The organism is Vibrio sp. 1CM24A, from assembly GCF_023161725.1.
Lineage (GTDB): Bacteria > Pseudomonadota > Gammaproteobacteria > Enterobacterales > Vibrionaceae > Vibrio > Vibrio coralliirubri.
Window position 1 is genome coordinate 79,326 of sequence record NZ_JALNTS010000008.1, and the last position, 22,086, is coordinate 101,411.

Consider the following 22,086-nt stretch of genomic DNA (forward strand, 5'->3'; position numbering starts at 1 on the left):
ACCGTTAAGCACTGCTCACCAGTAAGTGTTATTAACAATAGAAGCGTCATCAATAGTTATTAAAAAGGGAGAATGCCAACGCATTCTCCCTTTTTTATTGTTCTTAATTGGATAAGGTTTTAGTAAACCGTATCCACCTTAACGTCTTTCTCTACTAGCCACTTCACGGTTTCGCCATCTTTAAGTTCCACCGCCACATCAACAGGCTTGTCACTGTCGATCTCTAGCTGCCATACAAACGCGACTTCCCATTGAGTTTCACTGTGTGTTCTTAAATCAAGATCGTCAGCCGTTACCAACAAGGTGTCTGCACCCTGTTTAACCGTAACACTTTCAACCGCAAGCGTTGCTGGCAGTTGTGAGTCTGACTCTAGGTAGATAGCACCATGCAGGGTCTTATCTTGAGTCTCGCCAATCGTTGGCATCTTGTTGTGCCAAAGGTTGCTTTTCATGGTAACTGTTGCTGCAGATACTTCGACTTGATTATCTTGCTGCCATTCTACTTGTGGCGCAGAACAACCCGCTAATGCCACTACACATGCGGCGAATGCTAATTTTTTCATTATTCTTCTACCTTTGATTTAACCAACTCTTTAAGACTTCAATGTCATTCTGGTATTCGTTATTTATCTCATCAACCCAATCTGAAATGTTCTCCCACCACGCAGGCATATCTGGAGATTGAGCTTTCTGGGCAACTTGTTGGATGCGTTTCAGGCCAATAGAACCTGCTGCACCTTTAATCTTATGTGCTTCAGAAACGATATTGGCTTTATCTTTCGCGACCATGTTGGAGTTCAATATTTCCATATACTCCGGCATCATATCTTCGAACATCGCGATGCTATCCAAAACCGGTTTCGGTCCAACAATATCAACATAAGACTCTAGCATATCAATATCAAGCAAAGTGGTATCAATTGCTGAAAGAACAGGCTTACTCGCATCGACTTTATCAATGCTCTCAACCTTATCCGTGCCCGCTACCTTCTCAATAACCTCTGGTGCATCTTCAATAAGTTCGCTTATGACATCTTGGATAGCTCGAACCGACAAAGGTTTACTGATCGCTTCGTCCATGCCTTTCTGGAAGTACTCTTGCTTGTTGTTTAGCACGTTCGCAGTTAATGCCACCAAAGGCGGTAGCTGGCTGTATTTCTCGCGGTAGTATTGAGCAATATCGAAACCCGTCATATCTGGCAGTTGGATATCCAACAACACCAAATCATAGTCTTCAGGATTGAAAGCAATTTGCGCCTCTTTACCCGTCATCACGACTGTCACTTCATGGCCAAGGCTTTCAAGTAGAGAGCGAGCCACTGTGATATTGAGTTCAATATCTTCGACCATAAAGATCTTAAGGTTCGACTGCTTTCTTGGTGTTTTGATCAGAGCCTGAGTATCGTGATTCACTGGAACTCGAATCGAAACTGTAAAGGTACTACCAAAACCCTCTTCACTGGTGACTTCAATGTGGCCATCCATCATATTGATTAGCTGTTGAGAGACCGCAAGACCAATACCTGTGCCGACAGCGTGCAAGTTGTCCGTGCCCGATTTCACCTGATAGTACATCGCGAAGATCTTCTCGATTTCACTTTCAGGGATACCAATACCAGTATCTTCCACTTCCATCGTAATGTTGGCAAAGTCACCATCAATGTCGGCGCTGACTGTCATCACCACTCCACCATCTTTGGTGAACTTCATTGCGTTACTCACAAGGTTCCACAGTACCTGCCTCAAACGAGTACCATCCACCTCAACAGCAGCAGGAAGATCAGACAATCTTTCTAGATCGAACCTTAACCCTTTCTGCTCGGCCATCAATGCTGAGATACTTTCGATCTCGACAACGAAATCTTCAAAGTTGATAGGCGTTGGGAATAGCTCAAGCTTACGACGGTCGAACTTATCCATGTCGATAATATCGTTAAAGATATTACCCAGTGTCACCGCGCTCACCTTGATGGTTTGCATCTGTTTACGCTGCTCGGTGGTCAGTTGGCTATCAAGCAGCATGCGGCTCAAGCCAATGATACCGTTGAGCGGCGTTCTTAACTCGTGGCTAATGGTAGAGATAAAGGTGGTCTTATCACGGCTGGCTTTTTCTAGTGACTCTTGATGCTCTTTGCGCTCAGTGATATCGCGGCCAAAACCAACCAAGCCCAAGTGACGGCCATCTTTGCTGTAGAAAGGGACTTTACGCAGTTCGAAGTAACTCTTACGTCCGTCAGGGTATTCAAGCCATTGGTCATAAGTTAGAGCTTGGTTGTCAGCAAATACTTTCTTATCGGTTTCAACAACTTGCTGAGCGACCTCTTTGCTGTAGACATCCCAAGGCGTTAAACCAACTAGCTCTTTTTCTGTTTTGCCAGTGAGCTCTTCAACCGCACGGTTACAACCAGAGAACACACCATCTTCATTACGGTAGTAAATAAGGTCAGGCGAGGCATCGATAAACGAGCGTAACAGTGCGGTACGTTCTGCGAGTTCAAGCTGAGTACGCTCGCGCTGGAACACCTCGTTTTCGAGATCTTGCATTGCTTCTGCGCGCGCTTCTTCCGCTTTTTCACGCTCTTCAATTTCTTGATTAAGCTTCTCGATATTGAGCTGCATTTTATTGTTGAGTTCTTGGTCTCGCTCACGCATGTCGCCAAGCTTAGAGACCAATTTCGCCAATCTTTGACGAGACTCTTCCAGCTGGTCCACGACCACTGACAGGAAATAAACCGCCCAAGGCGTGATCACTAAACCGAAGAAAACTGAACGGACAATGTCGATGTCATCAACATTGCCTTTGAGTGCGAGGGTGATACCAACTTGCACAACAACAGCGAGGGCAACAAGCGCTAGGGCGAGTAAGATAGAAAAGCGGACAATCCCCAGTTTTACGAGTAGATCCACGTAATACTGGGCAAGATTTTTCATGGGTTTCATTTAGCGCTCCATGCGATAAGACTAGCAACATTCTACCCTGTTTGAAGATAGGAGGTAAGCTAGCTACATCACACGCAGCAAGTGTTCAGCGGTAATTTCGAAGGTTAATTAACCAATACAAATACTAACTAAGCAAAAATAACCGGGGATAATCAAATTGCCAATTTTATAGCGTTAGCGAATTGAGTATGGATGCACCATTGAACGGTTGCGACCGTCTGATTTCGCTTGATACAGCGCACTGTCAGCCAAGGCAACAGCCGATTCCATTTCATCATCAGGTGTAGGAATGTAAGAGATAATACCAATACTCACCGTGATGAATTCAGACACTGTCGACTTCTCATGCGCAAGTTCCAATTTTAGGACTTCGTCATGAATACGCTGCGCCACCAGCTGAGCACCTTCGGTCGTTGTATTTGGCAGAATAAAGCCGAACTCTTCACCACCATAACGAGCCACACAATCAGATGAACGATTCAACACCTGCTTAAATGCCTGCGAAACCTGAATCAAAGCATCATCACCTTGTTGGTGTCCGTAAAAATCGTTGTAGCCTTTAAAGAAGTCGATATCACACAGCATGATCGTCAGCGGCAACTTCTCACGCACATGATAATGCCACAGTGTAGAGAGCTGTTCGTCGAAACGACGTCGGTTAGAAACCTGGGTCAGGCTATCCATAAAGCTGAGACGTTCAAGCTCAAGGTTGGCTTCTTCAAGTTTCTGTTCTGCAAGGTAACGCTCGGTGATATCACGCGCCATGATCAACACACCATTAGTACTGGATGCTGGATCTCTAAACGGTGATTTCACGACATCGTACCAAGTGTATTCGCCATCACTGGAAACGACCTTATCGATATAGCGTAACGATTTACCATGATGAAGCACTTGATGGTCGGTGTCTGAGATACGCATATACATACTATTCGGCACGACATCTTGCAGGCGCTTACCCACGAGGTCACTGACCTCAGAGATACCAAGCGCCGCCACAAACGGCTTATTACACGCTTGATAAACCATGTTTTCGTTGAAGATACCAATCGAGTCTGGGCTCGCTTCCAAGATGTTTTGTAAGATGGTGTCACGCTGCGCAAGTGCCACTTCGGTATCTTTACGCTTCTCCATTTCGCCACGCAGTTTCTGTTGCATGTCATGCCAATCGGTCACATCATGACTAATAGAGAGCGTGCCGATGGTTTCTCCATCTTGGGAAAGCAGCACACTTTGATAGGTTTCAAGCAAACACCCTTTGCCGTCCTGATCGGTTGTCCACGAACGTTCACTAACACGGCCTTTCAATGCGCCACCAGAAACACTCAAGGTGCCCTCTTCTGGGCGACCGTGCCAAAACTTTTTAAACGAACGATTGCTCGCGACCAACTCACCCTTTTGATCTTTCACGTAGATCAGCTCAGACAAAGAATCCAACGCGGTACGAGCAACATTCAGTTCTCGAACTTCTTGGGACAGTTCTTCGTTGGTGTTTTTATAAGGTGAGGCGTGAATCATCCAAGTCTGTTTATTTCTAAAATGGATCTTACGACCGACCAAGTTGATCTTGAACGACTCAAATTCAGAAAGCGCCCACAGGGAGACCTGCTCGAAGGCTCGAGAGTTAATGTGATTGGTTAAGTAGTGACGAAAGCTGTTCTCGCTTTCCACAGTAGGAAAGCGAAAATTAACACCGATTTGGCGGATACCGAGCAACTGCATGGCTTGGCGATTGGCATAAAGTATTTCGCCACTTCGAACATCAACAAAGTAGAGTGGCGACGGGGTAGCAAGTAGAAGCGTTTCGATATGCGACTGATAACGAGAATAGAGATGCCAGCAGATGAGAGCAATCAGCAATACAACAACGATATAAATACCGTAGCCATACGCCCTGTCCCACAACCAAGTCATTACCAGTTCCATTTACTCTCAATCTATACCATAAAATCTGTGAGGGAAATGTTACCACTATTTGTTGGTTTTATCTGCTGTTACCTACAGTCACCGATTTCTATTAATTGGCTGCGTTTAAAACAGGCAACGTGTACTCGAATACAGAGCCAGTTTTGATGCCTTGAGCACCGGTTTTATCGAGCGAACGGCCTATTTCAGTCATCGCTAACCAGCGGTTCTCACACCATAAAGGAGAAAGCAACGTTGGGCGTCTCGCCGCTGAAGAAACACGGTGATAAACCACGTCCGCAGGCGTGCGTTGAATGATCTCACTCGCGATATCAATGTACTCTTCAAGGCTTGGGGCTTCTAGCTTTCCTGCCTTCCACGCCTTGGCCATGGTACTGCCCTCTACTATATGAAGGCCGTGCAGCTTAATACCATCGGTGCCAACGGCTAATACCTTGTCTAAGGTTTCAAGGGTATCCGCTTTGGTTTCTTTTGGTAGGCCAACAATCAGGTGAGTACACACCTTGATACCTAAAGCGCGTGCGCGTTGGGTGATCGTTTCATACACTGCAAAATCGTGGCCGCGGTTAATTCGCTTGAGGGTTTTATCATTGGCGGTTTGCAGGCCGAGCTCGAGCCAAATCTCATAGCCTTGTTTAACGTAGCCCGCTAACAGATCCAACACCGCTTCAGGCACACAGTCTGGTCGCGTGCCAACACAAAGACCAACGATCTCTGCACCGGGTGCTTTTAGCGCCTCTTCATACATATTCTTAAGCACTTGTACCTCAGCATAAGTGCTGGTGTACGCCTGAAAGTAAGCCAGATACTTCTTGGCACGAGCAATCTCACCCGCACGATCTTTTAGCTGGTCAGCAATACTTTGAATTTGAGTTTGTTCATCAGCAAAGGAAGCCACGTTACAAAACGTGCAACCTCCACGGCCAATTGTCCCGTCTCGGTTTGGGCAGCTGAAACCACCATGAAGCGTCAGCTTGTGAACCTTCTCGCCGTAACGGCGTTGAAGGTCTTGGCCGATAGTATTGACCAACTCGTGTAATTGCATATTTTCAAAGCACTCAAGTAAATAAGAATGAATATCAGTCTTTTTTTGAAAAAAAATTACATCCCTGCAAAATTCGACCAATTAGTTTACTCAAGGCTTTTTGCGAGCAACCTAACAAATATCAATAAACATGCAAAAAATCGGCTCTATTTGCCTAATGTTGCACATTTGTTAGGCATTAAATTCAAAATAAAACGAAAAAAATGGTCTACATGGGTCAACTTTCATTGCAATTCGCCTAGACAAAATTGTAGGATACTTACACATATTGGCTATTTTTGAGTATTTACTTACAACGAAAACTTGCTAATAAGTCGGTGATATCTAACTCCCACCTATATAAACCACTAGTTTGTGGTTAAAAATAAACAGATATCACTAAGGATTGTTTTTCTCGCAATACTTTTCCTGCGAGATACGGAAAGGATTCAAACCGCCAGCATAGGCAGGTTTAGACCCATAAATATAAAAGGACAAGGCTGACTTTATACAAATAAGTTGCGCCTAGATTTAACTGGAAGGATGTATCTATGGTAGATCAAGAGCAGAACTCACAGGGTCTGTATACTCCTGAATTGGAGCATGACGCTTGTGGTATCGGTTTTGTTGCGCATCTAAAGAATCGCAAATCTCATGATGTAGTAACTCAAGCACTCGATATGCTTGCACGTATGGAACACCGTGGCGGCCAAGGCTGCGATCCGTGTTCTGGTGATGGTGCAGGTATCCTGCTACAGAAGCCGCACGAATTCTTACTAGAAGAAGCCGTAAAGCTTGGAATTAAGCTGCCATCTTTTGAAAAATATGGTGTTGGTGTTGTACTTTTCCCTAAAGATGAACACAAACGTGCACAGTGTCGTGACATTCTAGAACGCAATGCACAACGCCTTGAGTTAGAAGTTATCGGTTACCGTGAACTTCCAACTGACAATTCAATGATTGGTGCTGACCCACTAAGCACTGAGCCTCAATTTGAACACGTATTTATTTCTGGCGGCCCTGGTATCACACCAGAAGAGCTTGAGCGTAAACTGTATGTTCTACGTAACTACACGGTTCGTGTATGCCTAGAAAGCGTTTCAAATATCGGTGATGACTTCTACATCAACTCTATGTCTTACAAGACATTGGTGTACAAAGGTCAGCTAACAACTGAACAAGTTCCTCAGTACTTCCTAGACCTGCAAAACCCAACCATGGTGACGGCTCTAGCACTGGTACACTCTCGCTTCTCTACCAATACATTCCCACGTTGGCGTCTAGCTCAGCCTTTCCGTTACATCGCGCATAATGGCGAAATCAATACGGTTCGCGGCAACCTGAACTGGATGAAAGCACGTGAAGCAATCCTAGAATCGGATCTGTTTACACAAGCTGAAATCGACATGCTGCTTCCTATCTGTCAGGAAGGTAGTTCGGATTCATCAAACTTCGATATGGCACTTGAGCTACTTGTTCTTTCAGGTCGTACTCTGCCACACGCGTTGATGATGATGATCCCGGAAGCATGGCAAGAAAACAAAAACATGGATCCAACTCGTCGTGCGTTCTACCAGTACCACGCGAACGTAATGGAACCATGGGATGGCCCAGCATCTGTATGTTTCACCGATGGTGTTCAAGTAGGTGCAACACTAGACCGTAACGGTCTGCGTCCTTCTCGCTACACAGTAACTAAAGACGACTTCCTAGTAATGGCGTCTGAGTCTGGTGTTGTTGAGATTGCACCTGAAAACGTTGAGTACCGTGGTCGTCTACAACCAGGTCGTATCTTCGTTGCTGACCTTGAGCAAGGCCGCATCATTTCTGATGAAGAAGTGAAAGACAGCATTGCTAAAGCACAACCTTACGAAAAGTGGGTTGAAGAGAACCTTCTGAGCTTGAAAAAGCTACCAGATGCGAGCAACGAATTTAGCCAACCTTCTCCAGAGAAACTACTACACAAACAACAATCGTTTGGCGTGAGCTCTGAAGAAGTAAACGAAATCATTCTACCTCTTGCGAAAACAGGCTACGAGCCACTTTCTGCAATGGGTGCTGACTGGCCGCTAGCGATTCTTTCTCACCAATCGCAGCACCTTTCAAACTACTTCAAACAGTTGTTTGCACAAGTAACCAACCCGCCGATCGACCCGATTCGTGAGCGCATGGTTATGTCTCTGAACACTTACCTAGGTAAGGATCAGAACCTACTTGCTGAAACACCTGAGCACTGTCAAAAAGTAGAGCTTGAGTCTCCAGTACTGTCTAACTCTGAGTTAGAAAAACTGCGTGCAATCGATAACGAGCACCTTCAAGCGAAGACGCTGGACATCGTATTCCAAGCAAATGGCGACCAAGGTAAGTTAGAGCGCGCACTTAAGCGTATCTGCCAATACGCAGAAGACGCAGTGATTGATGGTTACTCTATCATCCTACTGACAGACCGTGCGGTTAACTCTAACCACGCTGCTATTCCAGCAATGCTGGCGGTTGGCGCGGTTCACCACCACTTAATCCGTAAAGGTTTACGTGCTAAGTGTGACATCGTGGTTGAAACGGGTGACGCGCGTGAAACGCACCACTTCGCAACCTTAATCGGTTACGGTGCAAACGCAGTTAACCCATACCTAGTTATCGAAACGATTGTTGAACTGCAACGTACTAAGAAGCTAGATCCAAACGTTCACCCACGTGAGTTATTCGATAACTACCGTAAAGGTGTTAACGGCGGTCTACTGAAGATCTTCTCGAAGATGGGGATCTCTACGCTGCAGTCTTACCACGGTGCACAAATCTTTGAAGCACTTGGTGTTAGCAAATCAGTGGTTGAAAAATACTTCACAGGTACTGTTTCTCGTATCCAAGGTCTAACGATCGACGATATCGCGCGAGAAGTACTGGTTCGTCACCGTGTTGGTTACCCAGCTCGTGAAATCCCAGCTCAGATCCTTGATGTTGGTGGTGTTTACCAGTGGAAACAACGTGGCGAGAAGCACCTATTCAACCCTGAAACGATTTCTCTACTTCAAGAATCGACGCGTAACAAAGATTACGGTCAGTTCAAGAAGTACGCAAAAGCAGTTGATGACCAAGGCGACAACGCAGCAACGCTACGTAGCCAACTGGACTTTATCAAGAACCCTGCAGGCTCTATTCCTCTAGCAGAAGTAGAACCAATCGAGAACATCCTTAAGCGTTTCGCAACCGGCGCAATGAGCTTTGGTTCAATCTCGCATGAGGCTCACTCAACACTGGCTGTTGCGATGAACCGCATTGGTGCGAAATCAAACTCAGGTGAAGGTGGTGAAGATCCAGCACGTTTCGAACGCAAAGAAAACGGCGACTGGGAACGTTCAGCAATCAAACAGGTGGCTTCTGGTCGCTTTGGTGTAACGTCTTACTACCTATCTAACGCTGATGAGCTGCAAATCAAGATGGCTCAAGGTGCGAAACCGGGCGAAGGTGGTCAACTACCTGGTGATAAGGTTGATGACTGGATCGGCGCAACGCGTCACTCGACTCCGGGCGTAGGTCTTATCTCTCCACCGCCACACCACGATATCTACTCAATCGAAGATTTGGCTCAGCTGATCTACGATCTGAAAAACGCGAACCGTAATGGCCGTGTCAACGTGAAGCTAGTATCAGAAGCTGGCGTAGGTACGATTGCATCGGGTGTAGCGAAAGCAAAAGCTGACGTGGTACTTATCGCAGGTTTTGATGGTGGTACGGGTGCATCTCCGATGTCTTCTATCCGTCACACGGGTCTGCCTTGGGAACTAGGTCTAGCGGAAACGCACCAAACACTACTGAAAAACGGCCTACGTAACCGTATCGTTGTTCAGTCTGATGGTCAGATGAAAACACCACGTGACCTTGCAGTCGCAACGTTACTTGGCGCTGAAGAATGGGGCGTAGCAACAGCAGCATTGGTTGTTGAAGGCTGTATCATGATGCGTAAGTGTCACAAGAATACATGTCCTGTTGGTATCGCAACACAGAACAAGACTCTGCGTGAACGTTTCGACGGCCGCGTAGAAGACGTAGTCACTTTCTTCCAATACATGGCTGAAGGTCTGCGTGAAGTAATGGCTGAACTTGGCTTCCGCTCTATCGATGAGATGGTTGGTCAATCGCACAAACTTAAAGTTCGTGATGACATCGGTCACTGGAAGTACAAGAACCTAGATCTAACACCTGTACTGCACATCGAGCAGGCACGTGAAGAAGATGGTATCTACAACCAGACACAACAAAACCACAACCTAGAAGACGTTCTAGACCGCAAGTTGATTCAAGCTGCGATTCCAGCTCTTGAGAAAGGCGAAGCCGTGAATGCGAGCTTCCCTATCATCAACACGGACCGCTCTGCAGGTACCATGCTGTCGAACGAAATCTCGAAGGTTTACAAAGACCAAGGTTTACCACAACCAATGAACGTTAAGTTCCACGGTAGTGCTGGCCAATCTTTCGGTGCGTTCCTTGCGAAAGGCGTTAAGTTCGAAGTAGAAGGCGACGCGAACGATTACTGGGGTAAAGGTTTGTCTGGCGGTACGTTGGTACTGTACCCAGATGCGAAATCGACTATCGTTGCTGAAGACAACATCGTAGTAGGTAACGTATGTTTCTACGGTGCGACTTCAGGTGAATCTTTCATTCGCGGTATGGCTGGCGAACGTTTCTGTGTTCGTAACTCTGGCGCGAAGGTTGTTGTTGAAGGCGTTGGTGACCACGGTTGTGAATACATGACTGGCGGTGTCGCGATTATCCTTGGCTCAACAGGTCGTAACTTTGCTGCTGGTATGAGTGGCGGTGTGGCTTATGTATGGGATAAAGCGGGTGACTTCGAAACCAAACTTAACTCTGAACTTGTAGACCTAGATCCAATTGAACAAGAAGATAAAGTTCTTCTACTAGATATGCTAACTAAGCATGTTGAATTCACAGGAAGTGAAGTTGCTCAGTCTTTCCTAGACAACTTTGAAGCAAGTGTTGCATCGCTAGTTAAAGTAATGCCACGCGACTACAAAGCGGTTCTTGAAAAGCGTAAAGCTGAAGCACAACAGGCACAAACGGAAGAAGTGGAGGCAGTATAATGGGTAAGCCTACTGGATTTTTAGAACACGGTCGTGAGCTTCCAAAGAAGCTCGACCCGTCAGTTCGAATTGAAGACAACAAAGAGTTCGTACTTAACGAAGAGTTTGGTGAAAAGATCAATACTCAAGCCTCTCGTTGTATGGACTGTGGCGTACCTTTCTGTCACAACGGCTGTCCGATTGGTAACATCATCCCAGAATTCAATGATGCGGTTTACCGTGACAGCTGGGAAGAGGCTTGGAACATTCTAAGCTCTACCAACAACTTCCCTGAATTTACAGGTCGTGTTTGTCCTGCTCCTTGTGAAAGTGCCTGTGTTCTTGGTATCAACCAAGACCCAATCACTATCTGTAATATCGAGAAAACGATTGTAGAAACTGCGTACCGTGAAGGGTACGCAAAACCTAAAACACCACGCTCTCGCACAGGTAAAACTGTCGCAGTTATCGGTTCAGGTCCTGCTGGCCTAGCCGCAGCGGAGCAGCTAAACAGCGCTGGTCACTCGGTAACGGTATTTGAACGTGACGAGAAAGTCGGTGGTCTACTTCGCTTCGGTATCCCAGACTTCAAACTGGGTATGGACGTGATTGATCGTAAGATCAACCTAATGGCTGAAGCGGGCGTTGAGTTTAAAGTTAACCAACACATCGGTGTTGATGTTAATGCTCAACAGTTACGCCAAGAATTTGATGTGGTATTGCTAACAGGTGGTTCTACGGTTCCACGTGATTTACCAATCCCAGGTCGTGAGCTGAAAGGCGTTCACTTTGCCATGGAATTCCTTGGTCAAAACAACCGCCGTGCTAACGACTTAGACCTTAAAACAGAAGAGCTTCACGCTAAAGATAAACACATTGTGGTTATCGGTGGTGGTGATACGGGTTCTGACTGTGTGGGCACATCAAACCGTCATAAAGCAGCAAGCATTACTCAGGTTGAGATCATGCCGATCCCACCAGAGAAGCGCCCTGCAAACATGCCTTGGCCTCAATACCCAATGATCATGAAAACCACTACTTCTCACGAAGAAGGTTGTGAGCGTCACTGGAACATCTTAACCAAAGAGTTCATCGGTAACGAGCAAGGTCAAGTGACGGGTCTACGTATTGCTGACATCGTTTGGCAAGATGCGAAACCAGGTGAGCGTCCAGGCTTTGATGAAGTAGCGAACTCTGAACGTGTTATTCCTTGTGACATGGCATTCCTAGCAATGGGCTTCTTACACCCGGAGCCAACTGGCGTGCTTGCTCAACTAGACATTAAACTGGACGAGCGCGGTAACGTCGCTTCTGAAGGTTTTGCAACGAACCAGAAAGGCGTTTTCGCTGCTGGTGATATGCGTACTGGTCAATCTCTAGTTGTACGTTGTATTAATGAAGGTCGTGAATGTGCAATTGCCATTGATGACTTCTTAATGGGTAACTCAAACTTAGAAGCGAAAGCTGATTCACTCATGCTTTCCGCATAATATTTCTCGTGCTAACGTCGATGACGTTAGCCTAGAGGAAAAGCAACACCCTTCCTAACTTTTATATTTGGCTAGCACTCGATGCTAGCCTTTTTTCTATCTGGCATTTGTCATTTTAAAAATCATCCTGTTGTATATGTTAAATCTCGTTAACACCCACCTTATATATCCCATTGATATCCATCGACTATTTTAGATTATTAAGTGGTTAATCGCGTTTATGCATGATAATTAACCATGAACTTGACCTTAAACACAATTAGCTATACGTTGTAAAGCTGGTGAAAATAAAACCAATCGGTTTTGTTAACACAACCAATAACGTTTTAACTGGCTAAAGCAAACTATCAGTTTATAAAAAACAACAAGTATATGAATAGTTAGTCATTTACTGTCTGGATGACAGAGAAGCAAAAGGGAGAATTGCAATGGCTCTATATGATCCTAGTCTTGAAAAAGACAACTGTGGATTTGGTTTAATAGCGCAAATGGAAGGCCAACCTAGTCATAAGTTGGTAAGAACTGCTATTTCAGCCCTAGATCGCATGACACACCGTGGTGGTATCGCTGCGGATGGTAAAACCGGGGATGGCTGTGGCTTATTACTACAGAAGCCAGACTCTTATCTTAGAATTATTGCAGAAGAGAATAACTTCAAGCTCGGTAAGCAATACGCTGTCGGCATGATTTTCTTCAGCCAAGATCCAATCAAAGCGCAATCCGCGCAAGACATCGTCAATAAAGAGCTCGCTCAAGAGACCTTAACGGTTGCAGGTTGGCGCGTAGTGCCGACCAACACCGACGTATTAGGCCCGATTGCCAAAGATTCGGTTCCCAATATTCAGCAAGTCTTTATCTCAGCTCCCGCTGGCTGGCGTGAACGGGATATTGAACGACGCCTTTATATCGCTCGTCGTAGAATTGAAAAACAGATCACCGAAGACAAAGATTTCTATATTTGTAGCCTTTCGACACAAGTCATGGTTTACAAAGGTCTATGTATGCCGGCCGATCTTCCGCGATTTTACCTCGATCTTGCTGACTTACGCATGGAATCTGCGATATGTCTGTTCCACCAGCGTTTCTCAACCAATACTCAGCCACGTTGGCCACTGGCTCAACCATTCCGATATTTAGCGCACAATGGTGAGATCAATACTATTGAAGGTAACCGTCAGTGGGCTAAGGCTCGTGCCTATAAATTCTCTTCGCCGTTGCTGCCAGATTTACAAACCGCAGCACCCTTTGTGAATGAAACAGGTTCAGACTCTTCAAGCCTAGATAACATGCTCGACCTGTTCCTTGCCGGTGGTATGGATGTGTTCCGAGCGATGCGTATGCTTGTTCCGCCTGCTTGGCAAAATCACCCAGACATGGACCCAGATCTGCGTGCCTTTTACGACTTCAATTCCAAGCACATGGAACCGTGGGATGGTCCTGCTGGTATCGTACTTTCAGATGGTCGTTACGCTGCGTGTAACCTAGATAGAAATGGCCTGCGTCCTGCGCGTTATGTGATTACCAAAGACAACTTAATCACGCTAGCATCTGAGGTCGGTATCTGGAATTACGCACCGGATGAAGTTGCAGAAAAAGGTCGTGTCGGCCCTGGTGAATTGCTCGTCATAGATACGCGCCGCGGTAAATTGTGGCAATCTAACGAGATCGACAATGACCTTAAAGGTCGCCACCCTTATAAAGAGTGGATGGAAAAGAACGTTCACAAACTCACACCGTTTTCCGATCTGCCCGATGAGCAAGTCGGTAAGCGCAGCTTTGATGATGACACGCTCAAGACCTACCAAAAACAGTTTGCGATGAGCAACGAAGAATCAGACCAAGTACTACGTGTGCTCGGTGATATGGGACAAGAAGCGGTTGGATCGATGGGTGATGATACGCCAATGGCCGTACTCTCTTCTAAAGAGCGTCTCATCACTGATTATTTCCGTCAGAAATTTGCACAGGTCACCAACCCGCCGATCGACCCATTGCGTGAAAAACACGTGATGTCTTTAGCGACCAGTATCGGTAAAGAGATGAATGTGTTCTGCGAAACAGATGGTCACGCCTATCGTGTGACATTTAATTCGCCCGTTCTTCTCTACTCTGACATGCAGCAACTTCTGCAGTTAAATCAAAAACACTATGGTCACACGATTCTAAGCCTACACTACGATCCGGCTCAGCAAGATCTCGAACAAGCCATCAATGACTTGTGTGATCGTGCGGTTCAAGAAGTGCGTGATGGTACTGTGCTAATTGTGCTTTCAGACAAAGGTTTAGAAAAAGGGAAACTGCCAGTTCCAGCAGCGATGGCTGTCGGTGCAGTGCAAACCAGACTTGCTGACAACAACCTACGATGTGATGCCAACATAGTGGTTGAAACCGCAACTGCGCGCGACCCACACCAATTTGCTGTGCTGCTTGGCTTCGGTGCAACCGCGGTTTACCCATACCTCGCTTATGAAGCGTTAGGTAAAATGTTGGATGATGGCTCTTTAGATAAAGACTATCGTGCCGCAATGCAAAATTACCAAAACGGCATCAACAAAGGTCTGTACAAGATCATGTCGAAGATGGGTATTTCAACCATTGCCTCTTATCGCTGTTCACAGCTTTTCGAAGCCGTTGGCCTTCATTCCGATGTTGTTGAGCTCTGTTTCCGCGGAGTTACCACTCGAATCCAAGGCGCAAGCTTTAGCGATTTCCAGCAAGATATCTATAATTTATCTCGTAAAGCCTGGACTAAGCGTAAGCCAATCGAGCACGGTGGTTTACTCAAATACGTACACGGCGGCGAATATCACGCCTATAACCCTGATGTGGTTGGCACTCTGCAAACTGCAGTAAAAACAGGTGAGACATCGGATTATCTCTCTTTTGCTAAGCAAGTAAATGCTCGTCCAGCCGCGATGTTACGCGACTTAATGAGCCTCAAAAAAGCCGATAAGCCTCTACCACTAGAGAAAGTCGAGCCTAACAGCGATCTGTTTAAACGCTTTGACTCGGCAGCGATGTCGATTGGTGCTCTAAGCCCAGAGGCGCATGAAGCACTGGCTATGGCGATGAACCGTTTGGGTGGTTACTCAAACTCTGGTGAAGGTGGTGAAGATCCACGACGCTTTGGTACCGATCGTAACTCACGCATCAAACAGATAGCGTCTGGTCGATTTGGCGTAACTCCACATTACTTGACCAATGCAGATGTTCTGCAAATCAAGGTCGCGCAAGGTGCGAAGCCCGGAGAAGGTGGTCAACTGCCAGGTCATAAGGTGACGGCAGAAATCGCTAAGCTGAGATACTCAGTTCAAGGCGTCACTCTGATCTCCCCTCCTCCGCACCACGATATCTACTCAATCGAAGATTTGGCTCAGCTGATTTTCGACCTTAAGCAAGTGAATCCTAACGCCTTGGTTTCAGTGAAGTTAGTATCTGAACCGGGTGTCGGTACTATCGCGACAGGTGTAGCAAAAGCTTATGCCGATCTGATTACCATTTCTGGCTACGATGGTGGTACCGCGGCAAGCCCACTAACTTCGGTGAAATACGCAGGTTGCCCTTGGGAACTAGGCTTAGCCGAAACTCAACAAGCACTGGTTGCTAACGGCCTTCGTCATAAGATCCGTCTACAAGTCGACGGTGGTCTGAAAACCGGTCTTGATGTGATTAAAGGGGCGATTTTAGGTGCTGAAAGCTTTGGCTTTGGTACCGCACCAATGGTCGCAATGGGTTGTAAGTTCCTACGCATTTGTCACCTCAACAACTGTGCAACGGGTGTGGCGACTCAAGATGAAACGCTGCGCCGCGAATACTTCAAAGGTCTGCCGGATATGGTGGTGAACTACTTTACTGGCCTAGCCGATGAAGTTCGCCAATACCTTGCAGAGCTTGGTGTAGAAAAACTTACAGACCTGATTGGTCGTACTGATTTGCTTGAAGCCGTTCAAGGCCTCACTGCGAAACAGAGCAAACTCGATCTATCTTCAATACTCGAAGCTCCAGTTTCTCCAGAGGGTCACCCACTATTTTGGACCGAGCCAAACGCACCATTTGATAAGGCGCAACTCAACCAACAGATCCTTGATGATGCACTCGATGCAATTGAGAAACGTCAATCCACCAGCCTTTACTACAACGTGATCAACACAGACCGCTCGATTGGCGCTCGTATCTCTGGTGAAATTGCTAAGCGATACGGCAACCAAGGGATGGCAGGTTCACCAATCAAGTTATATCTCGACGGTACCGCAGGTCAGTCTTTTGCGGTTTGGAACGCAGGCGGCGTTGAGCTTTACCTAACGGGTGATGCCAATGACTATGTAGGCAAAGGCATGGCTGGCGGCAAGGTGGTTATCAAGCCTCACCAAGGCACCGCCTTTACTTGTAACGAAGCGACCATCATAGGCAACACTTGTCTGTATGGCGCAACCGGAGGCAAGCTATTTGCTGCCGGTACTGCAGGCGAACGATTTGGTGTACGTAACTCAGGTACGGTTGCGGTGATTGAGGGTGCGGGTGACAACGCCTGTGAATACATGACGGGCGGTATTGTTGCCATTCTTGGCGCAACCGGAGTGAACTTCGGTGCCGGTATGACGGGTGGTTTTGCTTATGTGATGGATAAGAACGAGGACTTCCAAGGCCGAGTGAACAACGAATCGGTCGAAGCTCTTTCTCTGTCTGATCTATTTATCCACCAAGAACATCTACGCGGCCTGATTGCAGAGCACTTAGAAGAGACTGGCTCAGTACACGCAGAAGCTATTCTGGCGAACTTTGATGAATGGATTCCGAAGTTCTACCTAGTGAAGCCAAAGACGGCGGATCTTAACACCTTGCTCGGTCACCAAAGCCGTAGCTCTGCTGAACTTCGTGTTCAAGCGCAATAATTGGAAGGAGCCAATAATGAGCCAGAATGTATACCAATTTATTGATGTGAATCGCGTAGACCCAGCGAAGAAACCAATCAAGATACGTAAGATTGAGTTTGTAGAGATCTACGAACCTTTCACTAAACAGCAAGCCAAGGCGCAAGCTGATCGCTGTTTAGACTGTGGTAACCCTTACTGTGAATGGAAGTGTCCAGTCCACAACTACATCCCTCAGTGGCTCAAGCTTGCCAATGAAGGGCGCATTATCGAAGCGGCTGAACTGTCTCACCAGACCAACAGCTTGCCTGAGGTTTGCGGACGAGTTTGTCCTCAAGACCGTTTGTGTGAAGGCTCTTGTACCCTCAACGACGATTTCGGCGCAGTAACCATCGGCAACATTGAAAAATACATCAATGACAAAGCGTTCGAGATGGGTTGGAAACCAGACATGTCGCATGTCGAGTGGACCGACAAAAAGGTCGCAATCATTGGCGCAGGCCCTGCCGGTCTTGCTGCTGCTGACATCTTAGTTCGAAACGGTGTGAAGGCCGTAGTATTTGATCGCTACCCGGAGATCGGTGGCCTGCTCACATTTGGTATCCCATCGTTCAAACTAGAGAAAGGCATCATGGAAAACCGTCGCCGTATCTTTAGCGGTATGGGGGTCGAATTTAAGATGAATACCGAAGTCGGTAAAGACGTTCAACTACAACAACTGGTCGATGACTATGATGCTGTTTTCTTGGGTGTCGGCACCTATAAAAACATGCGTGCTGGGTTAGATAACGAAGACGCACCGGGCGTTTATGATGCACTGCCATTCCTTGTTTCCAATACCTACAAGGTCATGGAACTGGATAACCCAACACCATTCATCGACATGAAAGGCAAAAAAGTGGTTGTGCTCGGTGGTGGTGATACCGCGATGGACTGTGTCCGAACCTCGATTCGCCAACATGCAGCTAATGTTGTCTGTGCTTACCGCCGAGATGAAGCCAATATGCCGGGCTCTCGCCGTGAGGTGAAGAATGCGCGTGAAGAGGGTGTGAAGTTCAAGTTCAACCTCCAACCTATTGGCTTAGAGCTTAACAACGCTGGTCATGTGGTTGGCGTTAAATTCGTGAAAACCGCTTTGGGTGAACCTGATGAAGCAGGTCGCCGTCGTCCGGAACCTGTAGAAGGTAGTGAGCATGTTCTTGAAGCAGATGCCGTTATCATGGCATTTGGTTTCCAACCTCATGCGATGGAATGGCTAGAACCTTTCGGTGTGGAGCTCGATCAGTGGGGTCGCATCAAGGCTCCTAACAAACAAGAGTTTCAATACCAAACCACCAACAGCAAGATCTTTGCAGGTGGTGATGCGGTTCGAGGATCTGACTTAGTGGTGACCGCTATCGATGAAGGCCGTAAAGCCGCAGAAGGGATATTGGATTACCTAGAAGTGTGATTAATCTAAGGTTTCCTTTATTACTCAGTTCGTTACTATAAAAAAAGGATCCAATGATGGATCCTTTTTTGAATTAGATACGTTTATCACAAGCATAACGAAAATACGTAAAACAATCGCAAACAAGCCAACACCTATAACTACAATTAAAATTAAAACAACGCCATAGGAAACACTATGAAAAAAGCCGCTCTCCTTTCTCTATCTCTTTTGACTTTAACCGCTTGCAGCCAAGGAATCACGGACATGAAAGACAGAACTTCATCACCTTGTGGAGACAAACCAAACTGCGTATCAACTCAAGATGACCGTGAGCAGCACGCATTGGCCGCGTTTGAGTTGTCAGGTTCAGCGAACTTGGATGCGATTGAGCAGGTTGCGCTAACCTTACCAGGGTCGAAAACCGCGAGTAAAACAGAAGATTATCTGCGTGTTGAATGTACCTCTCGCGTCATGCGCTTTGTCGATGACTTAGAGCTTAAGATCACGGATGGCAAACTGATCGTGCGTTCAGAGTCTCGTACTGGCCATTCTGATTTTGGCGTAAACCGAAAACGAGCTGAACAACTTCGTGCTAGCTTGAAAAGCGAAGGCCTAATCAAATAGATAAAAGAATACGCAGATAAATCGCTGCTATTCGGATGAGAAGTGCCTCAGGGCAGTCGCTCGACACTTCTTATCCATGCTACAATTTCGCTCTACTGTTTAAATATTATTTATTAAGAGACTACACATGAAAATCGGCATCATTGGCGCAATGGAGCAAGAAGTTGCGATCCTAAAAGCAGCAATTTCAGACATTACTGAAGTTAATAAAGGCGGTTGTACCTTTTTCTCTGGTCAGCTAAATGGTGTTGACGTTGTTTTGCTTCAATCTGGCATTGGTAAAGTAGCAGCGGCTGTTGGTACTTCAATCCTACTAAGCGAATACCAACCAGATGTCGTTCTTAACACGGGCTCTGCTGGCGGTTTTGATTCAACACTGAACCTTGGCGATGTGGTTATCTCAACTGAAGTTCGTCACCACGATGCAGACGTTACAGCTTTCGGTTACGAAATCGGCCAAATGGCAGGCCAACCTGCAGCGTTCAAAGCTGACGACAAACTGATGGCTGTTGCTGAACAAGCTCTAGCACAAATGGAAGATAAGCATGCCGTTCGCGGTCTTATCTGTACTGGCGACGCATTTGTTTGCACAGCTGAACGCCAAGAGTTCATCCGCAAACACTTCCCATCTGTTGTTGCTGTAGAGATGGAAGCGTCGGCTATCGCTCAAGCTTGTCACCAATTCCAAGTACCATTCGTGGTTGTTCGTGCAATCTCTGATGTTGCAGACAAAGAATCACCAATGAGCTTCGAAGAGTTCCTGCCACTAGCAGCACAAAGCTCTTCTGAAATGGTTATCAAGATGGTTGCTCTACTAAAGTAAGCGACTAGACATGCAAACACTGTTTGATCAGGTATTTGCAAATGGCGTGCTCCTTGTGATGTGGGGAGCACTGCTTTTTCATTTGGTTTTACCTATCCCCCATGCCGCACACCCCACAACCTTATGGCATAAGTTTGCTGAGCTTTTAGCAAGCAAGGTTAATAACAACCACAACTATTCCCAAAGTTTAATCTCAGGCACATTAGCCTGGGGGTTAATGGTACTGCCAACTCTGGTTATTCTATTAGCACTGCAACCATTGGTTTGGCAATCTCAACTGTTTGAATTGGCACTGTTATTACTCGCGATTGATTGGCGCAATAATGAAAAGCTGGCTAACCAACTGATCAAAGCACTTGGCCGAGAAGATAAAGCGGCCGCTCGTCAGTTATTGGCTCCTATTGTTAATCGTCAAACTGAATCACTGTCATCACTTGGCCTAGGTAAAGCCGCTGCTGAAACCATCATCATGGGTTACGCTCGTAATGTGGTTTGTGTGTTGTTTTGGTACGCCATTGGTGGTGGAATAGCCGCTTTAATGTATCGCCTGATTGTTGAGTTAGCGCGTGCGTGGTCACCAAGTCGTAAACGATTTTCTCCATTCGGCTCAACGGCAATCAAGATTGTCGCTATCCTAGAATTCATACCCATGCGCTTATTTGCTTTGATGATCGTATGTGGTGATAAAGCAACGCACACATTTAAAATGATGATAGTTCAGAGTCGTTCTTGGCCATTACCCGGCCCAGCATGGTTAGTTACCGCTGTTGGCAACAAGCTTGAGCTATCATTGGGCGGACCTGCAATTTACGACAATACCAAAGCCATTCGTGCAAAATTAGGCGGCAGAATCGCTCCATCAGCCCTGCATTTGTCTCAGGTTCAAAAGCTGGTTTTTGGCCGCATCGCTATCTGGATATTCTTACAAAGCCTAGTCTTACTCATTATTCACCAAGGGATTTAGAGTGAAACCTTCAGCACTTGTTACAAGCCTTACTATTTTGTCTTCCAGCTTATGGCTGCCTTTATCATTTGCAGAAGAAGCACCACTGACTCCAGAAAAAGTACAGCCGGCTCAACGCGTGGTCAGCCTTGCTCCTCATGCCACTGAACTCGCGTACAGCGCTGGTTTAGGTAATAACCTTGTAGCCGTAAGTGAACGAAGTGATTACCCACCACAAGCCGACAAGCTCGAAAAAGTAGCAAACTATCAAGGCATCAAGGTTGAAAAGATCATCGCACTTCAGCCTGATTTGATTCTTGCGTGGCCAGCCGGAAACCCGCCCAGAGAGCTCGCGAAACTAGAGCAATTTGGTTTTAATATTTACTACTCCAAAACCAAAAGCCTAGACAGTATCGCAACTAATATTGAACAACTCAGCCAATACGCTAGCGATCCAAGTATTGGCAAAAATAACGCTCAGCAATACAGAGAGCAGCTCAACGCGTTGAGACTAAAATACAAAGATGCCGAGCCAGTAAACTACTTCTACCAACTCAGTGAAAAGCCGATCATCACTGTTGCTCAAGGACACTGGCCAAGTGAGGTGTTTGAGTTTTGTGGTGGACACAATATTTTTGAAGACAGCGCCTCCCCTTATCCGCAAGTTGGTATTGAACAAGTTGTATTAAGAAAACCGCAAGTGATCTTCACTTCTCAGCACGCGATTGAGAATGGAACCATGTGGCAAACATGGGAAGATGAAATCCCAGCAGTCGCTCAAAATCAGATTTGGTCGCTCAATTCAGACTGGATTAATCGCCCGACAACAAGAACTTTGAAAGCGATCCAACAAGTGTGCGATTTCTTCGATAGAGCTAGGCAAAATCACTAACTATTTGCTGCGTTTTTTCGTACAATTCGCCACCGACCTGTCC

The 22,086-nt window shown here is 46.3% G+C and carries 12 protein-coding genes; 8 read left to right on the forward strand and 4 right to left on the reverse strand.

The genetic code is table 11. The features are described from left to right. Positions 1 to 119: 119 nt before the first annotated feature. The 4 genes from MSG38_RS18060 to MSG38_RS18075 all read right to left on the reverse strand — a co-directional run bounded on the left by MSG38_RS18060 (position 120) and on the right by MSG38_RS18075 (position 5,911). The gene (locus MSG38_RS18060) at positions 120 to 563 is read right to left on the reverse strand and encodes a hypothetical protein (protein ID WP_017062884.1); all 444 of its coding nucleotides are present in this window, start codon (positions 561 to 563) and stop codon (positions 120 to 122) included. A 7-nt stretch (positions 564 to 570) separates the two neighbouring features. Next, positions 571 to 2,940: an aerobic respiration two-component sensor histidine kinase ArcB gene (gene arcB, locus MSG38_RS18065; protein WP_248402353.1), complete on the reverse strand. Its 2,370-nt coding sequence runs from the start codon at positions 2,938 to 2,940 to the stop codon at positions 571 to 573. Between the two features lie 174 nt (positions 2,941 to 3,114). Further along, positions 3,115 to 4,866, reverse strand: a complete 1,752-nt coding sequence (locus tag MSG38_RS18070; RefSeq protein ID WP_248402354.1) for a diguanylate cyclase — start codon at positions 4,864 to 4,866, stop codon at positions 3,115 to 3,117. A 91-nt stretch (positions 4,867 to 4,957) separates the two neighbouring features. After that, a complete protein-coding gene (locus tag MSG38_RS18075; RefSeq protein ID WP_248402355.1) occupies positions 4,958 to 5,911 on the reverse strand; it encodes a TIGR01212 family radical SAM protein in 954 nt (317 codons plus the stop codon). 530 nt (positions 5,912 to 6,441) lie between these two features. Here MSG38_RS18075 and gltB (MSG38_RS18080) point away from each other — a divergent pair. From gltB (MSG38_RS18080) to btuF, 8 genes are all read left to right on the forward strand, one after another. Beyond that, positions 6,442 to 10,989 carry a glutamate synthase large subunit gene (gene gltB, locus MSG38_RS18080; protein WP_086971375.1) on the forward strand — a complete coding sequence of 1,516 codons (4,548 nt, stop codon included), beginning with the start codon at positions 6,442 to 6,444 and terminating at the stop codon, positions 10,987 to 10,989. Beyond that, the gene (locus MSG38_RS18085; protein ID WP_248402356.1) at positions 10,989 to 12,458 is read left to right on the forward strand and encodes a glutamate synthase subunit beta; all 1,470 of its coding nucleotides are present in this window, start codon (positions 10,989 to 10,991) and stop codon (positions 12,456 to 12,458) included. Before gltB (MSG38_RS18080) ends, MSG38_RS18085 begins: the two co-directional genes overlap by 1 nt. Before the next feature lie 428 nt (positions 12,459 to 12,886). Beyond that, entirely contained in the window at positions 12,887 to 17,350 is a 4,464-nt protein-coding gene (gltB, locus tag MSG38_RS18090; protein WP_248402357.1) for a glutamate synthase large subunit, read from the forward strand. Positions 17,351 to 17,366: 16 nt separating this feature from the next. Further along, positions 17,367 to 18,779 carry an FAD-dependent oxidoreductase gene (locus MSG38_RS18095; protein ID WP_029405649.1) on the forward strand — a complete coding sequence of 471 codons (1,413 nt, stop codon included), beginning with the start codon at positions 17,367 to 17,369 and terminating at the stop codon, positions 18,777 to 18,779. 177 nt (positions 18,780 to 18,956) lie between these two features. Next, positions 18,957 to 19,385, forward strand: coding sequence for a DUF1499 domain-containing protein (locus MSG38_RS18100; protein ID WP_248402358.1), 429 nt, complete (start codon positions 18,957 to 18,959; stop codon positions 19,383 to 19,385). A gap of 127 nt (positions 19,386 to 19,512) precedes the next feature. After that, positions 19,513 to 20,208, forward strand: a complete 696-nt coding sequence (gene mtnN / locus MSG38_RS18105; RefSeq protein ID WP_012603226.1) for a 5'-methylthioadenosine/S-adenosylhomocysteine nucleosidase — start codon at positions 19,513 to 19,515, stop codon at positions 20,206 to 20,208. A gap of 10 nt (positions 20,209 to 20,218) precedes the next feature. Beyond that, on the forward strand, positions 20,219 to 21,172 hold the full coding sequence (locus MSG38_RS18110; protein WP_248402359.1) for a cobalamin biosynthesis family protein: 954 nt from the start codon (positions 20,219 to 20,221) through the stop codon (positions 21,170 to 21,172). A gap of 1 nt (position 21,173) precedes the next feature. Beyond that, positions 21,174 to 22,043 (forward strand): vitamin B12 ABC transporter substrate-binding protein BtuF, encoded by an 870-nt coding sequence (btuF, locus tag MSG38_RS18115; protein ID WP_081231285.1) that lies wholly within the window; start codon positions 21,174 to 21,176, stop codon positions 22,041 to 22,043. Positions 22,044 to 22,086 lie beyond the last annotated feature (43 nt).